Origin of the sequence: Microbacterium sp. ZW T5_45, from assembly GCF_044987415.1 — a bacterium.
Classification (GTDB): Bacteria; Actinomycetota; Actinomycetes; order Actinomycetales; family Microbacteriaceae; genus Microbacterium.
Window position 1 is genome coordinate 95,228 of the sequence record NZ_JBJDRJ010000010.1, and the last position, 14,479, is coordinate 109,706.

13 protein-coding genes are annotated in these 14,479 nt (G+C 68.4%); 1 reads left to right on the forward strand and 12 read right to left on the reverse strand.

The genetic code is table 11. The annotated features are described in order from the left end of the window. Nucleotides 1-16: 16 nt before the first annotated feature. The 12 genes from metK to ACI3KS_RS07510 form a co-directional block, all read right to left on the reverse strand. Nucleotides 17-1,210 carry a methionine adenosyltransferase gene (gene metK / locus ACI3KS_RS07455; protein WP_404916781.1) on the reverse strand — a complete coding sequence of 398 codons (1,194 nt, stop codon included), beginning with the start codon at nucleotides 1,208-1,210 and terminating at the stop codon, nucleotides 17-19. Nucleotides 1,211-1,298: 88 nt separating this feature from the next. Next, on the reverse strand, nucleotides 1,299-1,556 hold the full coding sequence (gene rpoZ, locus ACI3KS_RS07460; protein WP_045258544.1) for a DNA-directed RNA polymerase subunit omega: 258 nt from the start codon (nucleotides 1,554-1,556) through the stop codon (nucleotides 1,299-1,301). 100 nt (nucleotides 1,557-1,656) lie between these two features. Continuing rightward, nucleotides 1,657-2,565: a guanylate kinase gene (gene gmk / locus ACI3KS_RS07465; RefSeq protein ID WP_404916783.1), complete on the reverse strand. Its 909-nt coding sequence runs from the start codon at nucleotides 2,563-2,565 to the stop codon at nucleotides 1,657-1,659. Further along, a complete protein-coding gene (gene pyrF, locus ACI3KS_RS07470; protein WP_404916785.1) occupies nucleotides 2,558-3,403 on the reverse strand; it encodes an orotidine-5'-phosphate decarboxylase in 846 nt (281 codons plus the stop codon). The genes gmk and pyrF overlap by 8 nt, the downstream gene beginning before the upstream one ends. Then, nucleotides 3,400-6,687, reverse strand: coding sequence for a carbamoyl-phosphate synthase large subunit (carB, locus tag ACI3KS_RS07475; protein ID WP_404916787.1), 3,288 nt, complete (start codon nucleotides 6,685-6,687; stop codon nucleotides 3,400-3,402). The genes pyrF and carB overlap by 4 nt, the downstream gene beginning before the upstream one ends. Then, nucleotides 6,687-7,832 (reverse strand): glutamine-hydrolyzing carbamoyl-phosphate synthase small subunit, encoded by a 1,146-nt coding sequence (gene carA, locus ACI3KS_RS07480; protein ID WP_404916789.1) that lies wholly within the window; start codon nucleotides 7,830-7,832, stop codon nucleotides 6,687-6,689. The genes carB and carA overlap by 1 nt, the downstream gene beginning before the upstream one ends. After that, nucleotides 7,829-8,338 (reverse strand): hypothetical protein, encoded by a 510-nt coding sequence (locus ACI3KS_RS07485; RefSeq protein ID WP_404916791.1) that lies wholly within the window; start codon nucleotides 8,336-8,338, stop codon nucleotides 7,829-7,831. The genes carA and ACI3KS_RS07485 overlap by 4 nt, the downstream gene beginning before the upstream one ends. Next, nucleotides 8,335-9,639, reverse strand: coding sequence for a dihydroorotase (locus ACI3KS_RS07490; protein WP_404916793.1), 1,305 nt, complete (start codon nucleotides 9,637-9,639; stop codon nucleotides 8,335-8,337). The genes ACI3KS_RS07485 and ACI3KS_RS07490 overlap by 4 nt, the downstream gene beginning before the upstream one ends. Further along, the gene (locus ACI3KS_RS07495; protein WP_404916795.1) at nucleotides 9,636-10,601 is read right to left on the reverse strand and encodes an aspartate carbamoyltransferase catalytic subunit; all 966 of its coding nucleotides are present in this window, start codon (nucleotides 10,599-10,601) and stop codon (nucleotides 9,636-9,638) included. The genes ACI3KS_RS07490 and ACI3KS_RS07495 overlap by 4 nt, the downstream gene beginning before the upstream one ends. Next, complete coding sequence (pyrR, locus tag ACI3KS_RS07500) at nucleotides 10,598-11,128, reverse strand: bifunctional pyr operon transcriptional regulator/uracil phosphoribosyltransferase PyrR (RefSeq protein ID WP_404916797.1); 531 nt, start codon at nucleotides 11,126-11,128, stop codon at nucleotides 10,598-10,600. Before pyrR ends, ACI3KS_RS07495 begins: the two co-directional genes overlap by 4 nt. 70 nt (nucleotides 11,129-11,198) lie before the next feature. Next, the gene (locus ACI3KS_RS07505; RefSeq protein WP_404916798.1) at nucleotides 11,199-11,774 is read right to left on the reverse strand and encodes a hypothetical protein; all 576 of its coding nucleotides are present in this window, start codon (nucleotides 11,772-11,774) and stop codon (nucleotides 11,199-11,201) included. A 1-nt stretch (nucleotide 11,775) separates the two neighbouring features. Beyond that, entirely contained in the window at nucleotides 11,776-13,344 is a 1,569-nt protein-coding gene (locus tag ACI3KS_RS07510; RefSeq protein WP_404916800.1) for a Rieske 2Fe-2S domain-containing protein, read from the reverse strand. Between the two features lie 186 nt (nucleotides 13,345-13,530). Here ACI3KS_RS07510 and ACI3KS_RS07515 point away from each other — a divergent pair, with 186 nt between their 5' ends. Beyond that, on the forward strand, nucleotides 13,531-14,472 hold the full coding sequence (locus ACI3KS_RS07515; RefSeq protein WP_404916802.1) for a DUF4349 domain-containing protein: 942 nt from the start codon (nucleotides 13,531-13,533) through the stop codon (nucleotides 14,470-14,472). Nucleotides 14,473-14,479 lie beyond the last annotated feature (7 nt).

Below are 14,479 nucleotides of genomic sequence, written 5' to 3' on the forward strand. Positions count from 1 at the left end.
CAGAGGCGACTCCGGCTCAGAGCCCGGCGACGCGACGGAGGTCGTCGACGCGGTCGGTGCGCTCCCAGGTGAAGTCGGGGAGTTCGCGTCCGAAGTGACCGTACGCGGCGGTCTGCGCGTAGATCGGGCGCAGGAGGTCGAGCTCCTCGATGATCGCCTGGGGACGCAGATCGAACACGCTCGTGATCGCCTCGATGATCGTCTCGTCCGAGACCTTGCCCGTGCCGAACGTCTCGACGTAGAGGCCCACCGGACGGGCGACGCCGATCGCGTAGGCCACCTGCACCTCGAGACGGTCGGCGAGGCCTGCCGCCACGGCGTTCTTCGCGACCCAGCGCGTGGCGTATGCGCCCGAACGGTCGACCTTGGACGGGTCCTTGCCGCTGAACGCGCCGCCGCCGTGGCGGGCGGCCCCGCCGTAGGTGTCGATGATGATCTTCCGGCCGGTCAGACCGGCGTCGCCCTTGGGGCCGCCGGTGACGAACGGGCCTGCGGGGTTGATGTAGAAGGTGACGTCGTCGAGGTCGAGGCCGGTCGTCTGCAGCACCGGATCGATCACGTGCTCGTGCACCTGCGCCTGCAGGTCCGCCTGAGAGACGTCGGGATTGTGCTGCGTCGAGAGCACGATCGCGTCGACCGTCTTCGGCGTGAATCCGTCGTATCCCAGCGTCACCTGGGTCTTGCCGTCGGGGCGCAGGAACGGCAGCAGACCGGAGCGACGCACCTCGGAGAGGCGCTCCGCGATGCGATGCGCCGTCCAGGCGGCCATCGGCATGAGCTGGGGGGTCTCGTTCGTCGCGAAGCCGAACATGATGCCCTGATCGCCGGCGCCCAGACCGTCGAGGCGATCGGTCGACGTGCCGTCGCGATGCTCCTGGGCGTTGTCCACTCCGGCGGCGATGTCACTGGACTGCTCGCCCACCGATACGCTCACACCGCACGAGGACCCGTCGAAACCGGTGTCACTCGATGTGTAGCCGATGCCGTTGACGACCTCGCGGACGATCGTGGGGATGTCGACGTAGGCCTCGGTGCGGATCTCGCCGGCCACGTGCACGAGCCCGGTGGTGACGAGCGTCTCGACAGCGACGCGGGAGCCGCGGTCCTCGGCGAGCAGACCGTCGAGGATGCTGTCGGAGATCTGGTCGCAGATCTTGTCCGGGTGCCCTTCGGTGACGGACTCGGACGTGAACAGACGGAGGGCGCTCATCGATGCTCCAGAACGGGGTCGGAAGTTGTGCGGGTGTCACCCCATTCTGAACCGCGCCGCCGACAAAGCGGCGGCGCGGCGGGTTTTATCACTCTGCGTGACGAAGGCGGAGCTTGTCCTCGTTGATCTCGTGCAGAGCGATGGTGAGGGGCTTGTCCTCGACCGACGAGTCGACGAGCGGCCCGACGTTGTCGAACAGGTTGCCCTCGTGCAGGTCGGAGTAGTAGTCGTTGATCTGGCGCGCGCGCTTGGCCGCGTAGATGACGAGTTCGTACTTGGAGTCGACACGGTCGAGCAGGTTGTCGATGGGGGGATCGATGATGCCCTTGTTGTGATGTCCGGCCATGATGGACCTCCTGATCAGGCGACGGGAGTCGTCGCGAAGTCGGTGTGCTGCGTGGGTACGACGCCGGACGGGTCCAGCCTCGAAGGCTCGATACGACGGATCAGCGCGCAGACGCAGAAGACAAGTCTACGACCTCGGCGGCCGCGGTGGCGACGTCCTCGTTCACGATGAGGTGGTCGAACTCGTTCTGCGCGGCGAGTTCGACCTTGGCGGTGCGCAGTCTGCGGGCGCGCTCCTCCTCGTCCTCGGTGCCTCTTCCGACCAGCCGATGCACCAGTTCGTCCCAGCTCGGAGGAAGGAGGAAGATCAGCGTCGCGGCCGGCTCCGCCTCGCGCACCTGGCGGGCGCCCTGCAGATCGATCTCGAGGAGCACGGTGCGTCCATCGGCGAGTGCGGCGTCGATCGGCGCTCGCGGCGTGCCGTAACGCGACCGGTTGTGCACGACGGCGTACTCCAGAAGCTCACCATCGGCGATGAGCCGGTCGAACTCGGCGTCGTCGACGAAGTAGTAGTGCACTCCGTCGATCTCACCGGGCCGCGGGGCACGGGTCGTCGCCGAGACCGAGAGGTGGATCTCGGGGTTGTGCTCACGGATGTGCGCCGCCACAGTCCCCTTGCCCACAGCCGTGGGGCCGGCGAGCACCAGCAGGCGGCTCCGTCCACCCCGAGGCTCCAGCGGCGGGAACCGGCGGTCGAGCCACTCCCGGAGGACGTCGCGCTGACGCACGCCCAGTCCCCCCAGACGCTTCACCGGCGAGATCTGCAGCTCGGTGAGGATCCTGTCGCGCTTGCCTGCGCCGATCGCGGGCAGCGACACGAGGAAGTCGGTGACCCGCATGGACCCTTCGACCGAATCCGCGTCACCGAGCGCGCGGTCGAGAACTCTCTGCGGGGTGACGACACGAGTCGTCAGATCGCGCTTGACGGCCGCCCTGGCGCGTCGGCGCTCGACGGCCCGGCGCGCGGCGGCCGCGCGATCGACCTCGGGAACGGTGCGGGACTCAGCCAAGGAGCGCCTCCGAGTATTCTGCGACGCGGGCGTCGATGGCGGCGGCGAGACCGTCGGGGCCCGCCGAGAGGATGCTGCGGCTCTCACTCGCGATCACGGCGGGGCTCATGCCCGCGAAGCGACTGGTGAGATCGGAGGGTGACGCCCCCTGCGCTCCGAAACCGGGCGCGAGGATGGGGGCGACCGGCGAGAACGCCGAGAGCCCGGCATCCGTCCACTCCACTGTCGCACCGATCACGAAACCGAAGCCGCCCCACTCCCCTGCCGCCACGGTCTCCGCATTGCGAGCAGACACCTCGGCCACCACTTCCGCGGACACCGTGCTCCCGCCCGCGGACGTCGAGCGCTGCAGGCCGGTCGCCTCTGGATTGCTGGTCGAGGCGAGGACGAAGAGACCCTTGTCGTGTGCGGCGGCCAGCCCGAAGGCGCCGTCGAGCGCTCCCACCCCGAGGAACGGGTTCACCGTCAGTGCGTCGACCTCCAGCGGCGAGCCAGGCGTGAGCCAGGCAGCGGCGTAGGCATCCATGGTCGATCCGATGTCGCCGCGTTTCGCGTCGCCGATCACGATCAGTCCGGCATCCCTCGCCGCACCGAGAACGTCCTCCAGGGCGGCGAAGCCGGCCGATCCGTACCGCTCGAAGAACGACACCTGCGGCTTCACGATGCCGACCCGCTCGGCCGCGGCCTCCACGGTCCGCAGACCGAACTCCCGAACTCCCGCAGCGTCGGCGGCCAACCCCCAGGAGGCGAGCAGCGCCTCATGGGGGTCGATGCCGACGCAGAGGGGGCCGCGCGCGTCGAGGACCGCGCGGACCCGCTCGCCGAAGCCTCCGGTCACACCGACGCCGTCCGGTCGAGGGCGTACTCCTGCAGGCTTCGGACCTTGAAGCCCTCGTGAGCCGCATCCATTCCGCTCACCGCGGCACCGAGCACGGCCATGGTCGTGAACAGCGCCTTGTCGGCGGCCACCGCTGCGGCGCGGATCTCGTAGCCGTCGGCGCGGGCAGCGCCTCCGGACGGAGTGTTCACGACGATGTCGATCTCTCCGTCGTTGATGAGGTCGACGATGTTGCGCTCGCCGGACTCCTGCGTGTCGCTGTACTTCTCGACGACCGTGACCGAGATGCCGTTGCGCGAGAGGATCTCGGCGGTGCCCTCGGTCGCGACGATCGTGAAGCCCTGCTGCTGCAGACGGTGCGCGGGCAGGATCACCGCACGCTTGTCGGAGTCGGCCACCGAGATGAACACGGTGCCCGAGGTCGGCATGCCTCCGTAGGCTGCGGCCTGGCTCTTGGCGAACGCGGTCGGGAAGTCGCGGTCGATGCCCATGACCTCGCCGGTGGAGCGCATCTCCGGGCCGAGGACCGAGTCGACGGTCTTGCCGTCGGCGGTGCGGAAGCGCTTGAACGGCAGCACGGCCTCCTTGACAGCGACGGGGGCGTCGAGCGGAACTCGGGAGCCGTCGCTCTCGGGCAGCAGTCCCTCGCCCTTGAGCTCGGCGATGGTGGAGCCGGCCATGATGCGGCTGGCCGCCTTCGCGAGCGGGATGCCGAGCGCCTTGGACACGAAGGGCACCGTGCGGCTCGCGCGGGGGTTGGCCTCGATGACATAGAGCACGCCGGCGCTGATCGCAAACTGCACGTTCAGCAGACCGCGCACTCCGACGCCCTCGGCGATCGCCAGGGTCGCCTCGCGGACGCGATCGATGTCGGTGCGACCGAGCGAAACGGGCGGAAGCGTGCAGCTCGAGTCTCCGGAATGGATACCGGCCTCCTCGAGGTGCTCCATGACGCCGCCGATGTAGAGCTCGGTGCCGTCGTAGAGCGCGTCCACGTCGAGCTCGATGGCGTCGTCGAGGAACCGATCGACGAGAAGCGGCTTGCCCTCCTCGATCACGACCTCGCCCGCGGTGCGCACGAAGTAGTCGCGCAGCGCGTCCGAGCTGTAGACGATCTCCATGCCACGACCGCCGAGCACGAAGCTGGGACGGACGAGCACCGGATAGCCGATCTCCTCGGCGATCGCGACAGCGCCATCGGCGTCGATCGCGGTGCCGTGACGCGGGGCCAGGAGACCCGCAGTGTCGAGCAGCTGCGAGAACAGCTCGCGCTCCTCCGCGATGTCGATCGCCGCAGGACTGGTGCCGAGAACCGTGTAGCCCGCGGCCTCGATGCCCTTCGCGAGCCCCAGCGGGGTCTGGCCGCCGAGCTGGCAGACGACTCCGAGGATGGTGCCGCTCGCCGCCTCGGCGTCGAGCACCTCGAGCACGTCCTCGAGCGTGAGCGGCTCGAAGTACAGACGGTCCGAGGTGTCGTAGTCGGTCGACACGGTCTCGGGGTTGCAATTGACCATCACCGTCTCGTAGCCGGCATCCGACAGGGCGAACGACGCGTGCACGCACGAGTAGTCGAACTCGACGCCCTGTCCGATGCGGTTCGGACCGGACCCGATGATCACGACCTTGGTGCGCTCGGACGGGGCGACCTCGGTCTCGAAGTCGTAGCTCGAGTAGTGGTACGGGGTGAGGGCGGGGAACTCGCCGGCGCAGGTGTCGACCGTCTTGTACACGGGGCGGATGCCGAGACCGTGGCGCACGCCGCGGATCTCCGCCTCGGACTCGCCGCGGATCTCCGCGATCTGCGCGTCGGAGAAACCGTGCTCCTTGGCATAGCGCAGGGTGGCGGCATCCAGCTCGGCGGCCGAACGCACGATCTCGGCGACTTCGTTGATCAGCACGATCTGGTCGAGGAACCACGGGTCGATCGCCGTGGCGTCGAATGCCTGCTCGACCGTCGCACCCTTGCGCAGCGCCTGCTGCAGGGTGACGATGCGCCCGTCGGTCGGGGTCTTCGAGATCTCGAGGAGCTCCTCGAGAGAGCGCTCCTCGATTCCCCAGTGGAAGCTGGAGCCGCGCTTCTCGAGCGAGCGCAGTGCCTTCTGCAGGGCCGTGGCGTAGTTGCGGCCGATCGCCATCGCCTCGCCGACGGACTTCATGGTCGTGGTGAGTGTCGCGTCGGCGGCCGGGAACTTCTCAAACGCGAAGCGGGGAACCTTGACGACGACGTAGTCGAGCGTGGGCTCGAAGCTCGCCGGGGTGACGCCTGTGATGTCGTTCGGGATCTCGTCGAGGCGGTAGCCGAGGGCGAGCTTCGCGGCCAGCTTCGCGATCGGGAAGCCCGTGGCCTTCGATGCGAGAGCAGACGACCGCGAGACGCGAGGGTTCATCTCGATGACGATGATGCGGCCGTTCTCGGGGTTCACCGCGAACTGGATGTTGCAGCCACCGGTGTCCACGCCGACGGCGCGGATGATGTCGATGCCGATGTCACGCAGACGCTGGTACTCGCGGTCCGTGAGGGTCAGGGCAGGAGCGACGGTGATCGAGTCACCGGTGTGCACGCCCACAGGATCGACGTTCTCGATCGAGCAGACGACGACCGTGTTGTCGGCGGTGTCGCGCATGAGCTCGAGCTCGTACTCCTTCCAGCCGAGGATCGACTCCTCGAGCAGGACCTCGTTCGTCGGAGAGTCGTGCAGGCCGGCGCCGCCGATACGGCGGAGGTCCTCCTCGTTGTAGGCGAAGCCCGAGCCGAGACCTCCCATGGTGAAGCTGGGGCGGACCACGAGCGGGTAGCCGAGCTTCTCGGCGCCGGCGAGCAGGTCGTCCATCGAGTGGGCGATCACGCTCTTGGCGACGTCGGCGCCCGCCTCGATCACGAGCTCCTTGAAGATCTGACGGTCCTCGCCCTTCTTGATCGCGTCGACCTTGGCGCCGATCAACTCGACGCCGTACTTCGCGAGGATGCCGCGCTCGTCGAGGGCCATGGCAGCGTTGAGAGCCGTCTGACCGCCGAGCGTCGGCAGGATCGCGTCGGGCTTCTCCTTGGCGATGATCGTCTCGATGACCTCGGGGGTGATCGGCTCGATGTAGGTCGCGTCGGCGAAGTCGGGGTCGGTCATGATCGTGGCCGGGTTGGAGTTCACGAGGATGACGCGGACGCCCTCCTCGCGGAGCACGCGGCACGCCTGGGTACCGGAGTAGTCGAATTCGCAGGCCTGGCCGATGACGATCGGGCCGGATCCGATGACGAGGACGGAGTTGATGTCGTCGCGCTTGGGCATTACTTTGCGTCCTTCTGGGAGGCGAGGACCAGGTCACGGAACCGGTCGAAGAGGTAGTTGGCGTCGTGGGGGCCGGCGGCGGCCTCGGGGTGGTACTGCACCGAGAAGGCGGGGATGTCGAGGGCGCGGAGCCCTTCGACCACGTTGTCGTTCAGACCGACGTGGCTGACCTCGACCTTGCCGTAGCCCTCCGGGCTGTCGAAGGAGCCCTCGAGGGGCGCCTCGACCGCGAAGCCGTGGTTGTGGGCCGTGATCTCGACCTTGCCCGTCGCCTTGTCGAGCACCGGCTGGTTGATGCCGCGGTGGCCGAAGGTGAGCTTGTAGGTGCCGAGGCCGAGCGCGCGTCCGAAGAGCTGGTTGCCGAAGCAGATGCCGAAGTACGGCAGCTTCGCATCGAGCACCTCGCGGAGCACCGCGACCTGCGCGTCGGAGGCCGAGGGGTCGCCGGGGCCGTTGGAGTAGAACACCGCGACCGGATCGATCGCCGTGATGTCGGCGAAGGTCGACGACTGCGGGAGCACGTGCACCTCGAAGCCGCGGGCGGCGAGGTTGTCGATCGTCGCCTGCTTGACACCGAGGTCGAGCACGGCGAGGTTGCCGATCTTCTCCCCCAGCGCGGTCGTGACCGTGGCGACCTCGACCGAGACCTGCGATGAGAGGTTCTGGCCAGCCATCTCCGGCGCCTCGCGGACGATGCGCAGATGCTCCTCGGCGTCCAGCCCCGCGGCCTCGCCCGAGAAGATGCCGCCGCGCATGGAACCGGCGGAGCGGATGTGGCGGGTGATCGCGCGGGTGTCGATCCCGCTGATCCCGACGATCCCGTCTTGGATGAGGATCTCGTCGAGCGAGGCGTTGGCGCGCCAGTTCGATACGACGCGCGAGGGGTCGCGCACGATGTAACCGGCGACCCAGATGCGACGCGACTCGGGGTCTTCGTCGTTCATTCCGGTGTTGCCGATGTGCGGCGCGGTCTGCAGCACGATCTGACCGGCGTAGGACGGGTCGGTGAGCGTCTCCTGGTAGCCGGACATACCGGTGGCGAAGACGACCTCGCCGAGCGTCGTGCCGAGGGCGCCGTAGGCGCGCCCGACGTGGCGGGTGCCGTCTTCGAGGACGAGGACGGCTGGTTCGGGCAGGGAGGTCATGAGGTGGCTCCTGTGTCGGGGGCGGCGGGGACGAGCCGCTGCAGTTCTGAGATGAAGGTCTTCGGGTCGCCGTCGGCGACGCGCAGGTAGGAGTCGACGATCGTGTCGTCGTCCGCGTTCCACGCCACTCGGACGAGTCCGCCGGGTTCGACGACCCGATCGATCGTGACGGTGGCTCGATCGACGCCGACGAGGCGGCTCGAGGCGAGGAACACGGTGGGCGCTCCGTCGAGGCAGAGCGCGAGACCGCGGTCGGTGACCGCCGCCTCTCCCCGTGCGCGGTACGCCAGCGGCGAGATGGTCAGGCGCTCCAGCGGCTCGTCGTGACGGGTGGTCGAGACGTAGAGCACCTCATGGCGATCCACGACCTCGGCGTGCTCCGGCACCCCGAGCGGCGCTGAGAGCGCCGAGTCTCGTCGGAGTCGTCGTCGCCACGCGATCGTCATGAGGGCGAGGATGACGAGTGCGAAGACGATCCACAGGGCGATCGCGACTTCGCGGCTCACGCGCCGAGCTCCTCGACCACGGCACCTTCGACGACGGTGAGGACGCCGCCGTGCACGGTGTACTCCACGCGGCCGGGCAGCGGACGCCCCAGGTACGGCGAGTTCCCACTGCGGCCGTGCAGATCGGCCTCGGTGAACACCCCGTCGACCGAGGCGTCGTACAGGGCGATGTGCGCGGGCTGCCCGACGGCCAGCTGCGTGCCGTGACCCGCGAGTCGACCGATGCGGGCGGGCTCGGAGCTCATGACGCGGGCGACGTCGGCCCAGCCGATCAGGCCGGTCTGCACCATCGTCTGGTGGACGACACGCAGGGCGCTCTCGAGTCCCACCATGCCGTTGGCCGCGGCCTGCCACTCGCACGCCTTGTGCTCGCTCGGGTGCGGGGCGTGGTCGGTGCCGACGATGTCGATGGTGCCGTCGGCGAGTCCCTCACGGACCGCCTCGACGTCCTCCTGACGACGCAGCGGCGGGTTGACCTTGTACCGGGCGTCGTAGCCGCGCACCAGCTCCTCGGTGAGGAGCAGGTGATGCGGGGTGACCTCGGCGGTGACCTGGATGCCGCGCTTCTTGGCCCAGCGGATGAGGTCCACCGAGCCGGCGGTGGACAGATGGCAGACGTGCAGACGCGACCCGACGTGCTCGGCGAGCAGCACGTCGCGGGCGATGATCGATTCCTCGGCGACGGCCGGCCAACCCGCGAGACCGAGCTCCGCCGAGACCGTGCCCTCGTTCATCTGGGCGCCCTCCGTGAGGCGGGGGTCCTGCGCGTGCTGGGCGATCACACCGTCGAAGGACTTCACGTACTCCAGCGCACGGCGCATGATCAGCGGGTCGAAGACGCAGAAACCGTCGTCGCTGAAGACGCGGACCTGCGCGCGGGAGGTCGCCATGGCGCCGAGCTCGGCGAGCCGCTCGCCCTTCTGGCCGACGGTGACGGCGCCGATCGGCTGCACCGTGGCGTAGCCGGCGGCCTCGCCGAGCGCGAGCACTTGCTCGACGACGCCTGCGGTGTCGGAGACGGGAGACGTGTTCGGCATCGCGAACACCGCGGTGAACCCGCCGGCGGCCGCGGCCTTCGTCCCGGTGAGCACGGTCTCGAATGCTTCGTAACCGGGCTCGCGCAGATGCGTGTGGAGGTCGACCAGGCCGGGAAGGGCGATGAGGCCGGCCGCGTCGATCACGCGGGCGCCGGAGCGGTGCAGACCGGTGCCGAGCTCGCTGATCACCCCGTTCTCCACGATGATGTCGGTGCTTTCGGCACCGAGAAGCTGCGCGCCGGTGATGACGAGGGTCTCGCTCACAGGTCTCCCCCTCGTTCGTCGTCTCGTTCTCCTGCCAGCAGCAGGTACAGCACCGCCATCCGGATGGACACCCCGTTCGCGACCTGCTCGAGCACGGTGGAGCGCTCGGAATCGGCCGCTTCGGAGGAGATCTCCAAGCCGCGGTTCATGGGTCCGGGGTGCATGACAATGCTACCGGTCGGAAGCCCCTGCACGCGCCGTGCGTCGAGACCCCATCGCCTCGAATACTCCCGCTCAGTCGGGAAATACGCGGCGTTCATGCGCTCGAGCTGGATGCGCAGCATCATGACGGCGTCCGGGTCCTCCGCCAGAGCGCGATCCAGGTCGTACTCGACTCGAGCGGGCCAGAGCGAGACGTTCTGCGGAACCAGGGTCGGCGGCGAGACCAGGGTCACCTCGGCACCCAGCGTGCTGAGCAGCCACACGTTCGATCGCGCGACCCGGGAGTGCAGCACGTCGCCGACGATCACGACGCGCACCCCGGCGAGATCTCGTCCGCGGCTGTCGGCACCGAAGCGCCGCTTGCGGATCGTGAACGCGTCGAGCAGCGCCTGCGTGGGGTGCTCGTGCGTGCCGTCGCCCGCGTTGACGACGCCGGCCGAGATCCATCCGCTGGTGGCGAGGGTCTGCGGGGCGCCGGAGGACGGATGCCGCACGACGACGGCATCCGCACCGATCGCCTCGAGGGTCTGAGCCGTGTCCTTGAGGCTCTCGCCCTTGGAGACGCTCGAGCCCTTCGCGGCGAAGTTGATGACGTCGGCCGAGAGGCGCTTGGCTGCGGCCTCGAACGAGATCCGGGTGCGCGTAGAGTCCTCGAAGAAGAGATTGACGACGGTCTTGCCGCGCAGCGTCGGGAGCTTCTTGATCTCGCGAGACTGAGTGTCGGCCATGTCCTCGGCGACATCGAGGATGCGAAGCGCGGTCTCGCGATCGAGGGTGCGCGTATCGAGAAGGTGTCTCATCCCTCGATCGTCACCCCCTCGACGCCGTCGTTCTCGACGAGGCGCACGTTCACGCGTTCCTGACGCGACGACGGGATGTTCTTGCCGACGAAGTCGGGACGGATCGGCAGTTCTCGGTGCCCTCGGTCGACGAGGATCGCGAGCCGCACGACGGCCGGGCGACCGATCGACTGGATCGCATCGAGGGCGGCACGGATGCTGCGTCCGGAGAACAGGACGTCGTCGACGAGGACGACCGTCTTGCCGTCGATGCCACCCGCCGGGATGTCGGTCGGCTGCGGCGAGCGGGTCGGATGCTGCGCGAGATCGTCTCGGAACAGCGTCACATCGAGCGATCCGACGGCCACCGGCACCTCGGCGATGCTGCTGATCAGTGTCGCCAGGCGTTGGGCGAGGGTGACGCCGCGGGTGGGGATCCCGAGGAGCACGAGTCCGTCAGGACCACGGTTCGACTCGAGGATCTCATGGGCGATGCGGGTCAGTGCCCGCGTGATATCGGCATCCTGAAGCACAGTGCGCGTGCTCATTCCTCCGCTCCCTTCTCCGCCTCTCAGGACGGTGTTAAAGGTTGCTTGCGTCTTTCAGTCTAGCGTGACCTCAGCGCCAGCCGAGGACGTCGCGGACGACCGCCTGGGAGGCGGGGCATCCGTCGTTCGGCAGCCCGCGCAGGTACTCGTGCGAGAGCATCGCCGTCTCCGATCCCGCTGCCGCCGTGATGCCGTCGATCGCCGCGGTCACGCGCGGCGCGGCTGCTGCGGCGTACTCCGCATCCCCGCGGCGCGACGTGTGCGGGAACACCACGAGCTCCGCCACTACCGACGCGACCTTCCTGGCGGTCGCGACGACGAGCGTCGGGGGAAGCACGCGCTGCAGGAATCGCGGCAGCGGGAAGGGCAGATCGTCGGTCACGAAGCCCTGCCACCATCCTCTGCGGGAGCGCCTCTCGTCGCCGATCTCGAGGGCGACCGACGTCCACTCCGATCCCTGAGCGCTCAGCCGGTCGTCGAACCCATCGGCTCTCACCTCGAACCCCTCGGCGACGAGGAAGTCGGTCGCGATCCGCGTCAGCCGCTCCGGCGTGGACCGCACCACCCATCTGGCGCCGCGCAACGGCCCCGTCCACGCGCCCCGGGAGGTCCGGGCGTCACGCCCCGACCCCTGCGGATGCGTCACGTCAGGATGCCAGGGCTTCGTCGGTGACCTCGTCGACCTTGCTCGCGCGGATCGGGTGGCCGCTCGTCGAGAGGCAGCGTCCCGTCGCGAGGTCCCACTTCCAGTCGTGCATGCTGCACGTCAGCACGCCGTCCTCGATCTTGCCGGTGCGGGTGAGGTCGGCGCGCAGATGCGGGCAGCGTCGCTGCACGACCCAATCGCCGATCTCAGCATCCTCGGTCTGGTCGGTCTGCTCCTGATACCAGTTCTCGACGTACTCGATCCGGTCGACCGAGAGGCACTTGAGGAACGTGGTGAGGAACTCGTTGAACTTGCCGCTGCGGCCGACCGAGAACTGCATCGACAGGAAGATCGAGTTCGACCAGTCGATTTCACGGTCGCGGATGTTGGTGGATACGAGGTCAGCGGGGATCGTGTACCAGTAGATGCACTCCTCCCCCGCGTACTCGCGCACCTTGGCCTTCGGGAAGTCGACGACCATGTCGAGGTCGCCGATCCGGAACCGCACGCAGCCTCCGACGCCGAGCCGGATCGTCCGCGACTTCTTCAGCAGCGGCTCCCACCACTCCTTCAGCGTCGCGAGGATCTCCTCGGCGGGCAGAACCTCGGCACGAGAAGCCACCTCATCGGCGATCTCCTGCTGGCGGCTCGCGCGCTGCGACTCGAGGTAGTCCCACTTCTCATCGAAGATGTGCGCGATCTCGGCATCCGAATAGAGGGTCTGCTCCATGCTCACCTCGCCGCCGTCGACCGTGACCACGGTGCCGGGGATGAAGAGCTGTCCGTCGTACTGCGGAGCCAGCTCCTTCATGTGGGCGAGGAACTGCTTCTGATCCGTGAAGATCGACTCGCCGTTACGGCCGATGCCGTTGAAGTCGAACAGCTCGTCGCGAAGGAACATGGGGGGGCCGGCCATCGGGAAGACGTGGGGGGCGTCGACCTTCTCGATGTAGTACATCGCGCGCTTGTTCTGGGCCTCGCGCTTGAGCTGCGCGAAGTTCTGCTTCGCGTCCAGCGGCAGGTCGTAGACCATGGGCCACCAGATTGCGCCGGAGACCTGCGTGAAGTACGCGTCGGGCCGGCCGAAGTGCAGGAGCTTCTCGAGGTCCAGCGGGTGGGAGTCGTTCTGGTTCAGTACCGAGCCGGTGCCGTCGTCGACGCTGAGCGAGGAGTCGCCGATCGGACCGTCACTGGGGGCACGGAGCGGTGTGATCATGATCTTGAGCTCACCGCGGTGGATGATCTCGCCGGCGGGCGCGTAGGTGATGTTCGTGTAGCCGAGGGCACGGATGTCCTGCTCGAGATCATCGATCGGGTACTCCGGCAGCAGCACCTCGATGTCCTTGCGGATGTAGCGCTCGAGGAGCTTCGGGTCGAAGTGGTCACGGTGACGGTGCGAGATGTACAGGAAGTCCGCCTCACGCCCGAAGCGCTCCCAGTCGAGGGCTCGGTTGTCGGGGAACGGGAACCAGGAGCCGAAGAAGGACGGGCCGAGAACGGGGTCGCAGATGATGTTCCCGCCGACCGTCTCGATGAACATTCCGGCGTGGCCGAGCCCGGTGATCCGCATTGCATTCCTCTCGAAGTGGACTCGGCGAGTCTACCCGCGGGTGCCTGGACGCATGCGGACGACGGGCCGTGACAATGGACCGGCGACGAGCGGATGCCGGGACGATACGGAGTCGTTACGGAAAGGCTGTCGTTTCGTGATCGAACTCTCGGGAGTTCTGCGGGCTGCGCTCCCTAGCCTTTCGGCATGACGCTCACCGCACGACGACTGACCGCACTCGTCCTCGCCACTGTCGCCCTCGTCGGGCTCACCGGTTGCACAGCCTCCAGCTCCTCGTCGGGCAGCAGTCAGGCTCAACCCGCTGCCGACGCCGCCACCGAGGAGGATTCGGCCGAACCCGACAGCGCCGTCGTCATCACCGGCCGCATCGCCATCACAACGAGCGATCCGCTGAGCGCCGCCACCGAGGCGACCGCGATCGTCGGAGAGGCGGGCGGCAGGGTGAGCGGCAGAGAGGAGCGCGCCGGCGAGGACGGTGAGCAGGCCCAGGCCGTGTTGACGCTGCGCATCCCCGCTGATGCGCTCGAGACGGTCCGCACCGCGCTCGCCGCGCTCGGGACGGTGACGGAGACCACCATGGAGACCACCGAGGTCGGCGCGGCGACACGCGATCTGGATGCCCGGATCACGACGCTGCGCACATCGATCGCCCGATACACCGAGTGGCTCGGCACCGCGGACTCCACCTCCGACCTCATCGAGCTGGAGTCGGCGATCGCCGAGCGGCAGACCGAGCTTGAGGGACTCGAGACCCAGGCCCGCGACCTGGCCGACCAGGTCTCCCTGTCGACCGTGACCTTGGCGCTGCAGTCCGAGTACGTCCCCGTCACGACGGCACCGGAGAATCTCGGCGAGGCGATCGCGATCGGGTGGTCCGGCTTCATCTCGTTCTGGACCAGCGTCGTGATCGCACTCGGGCTCGGACTCCCCTGGCTCGTCCTCCTGCTCCTCACCGCCGTGGTGATCATCTGGCTCGTGCGTCGGTCGCGACGGCGCGAGGCATCCGCTCTCGCCGCGCTGCCGGCCGGAGTCCCCGACGCGCATCTGTTCGCGGCGCCTCCCGCTCAGACGACGGCAACCCCTTCGTCCGCAGCGCATTCCGCTGCGGGGCAGACACCGCCGAACTAGGGGTGCG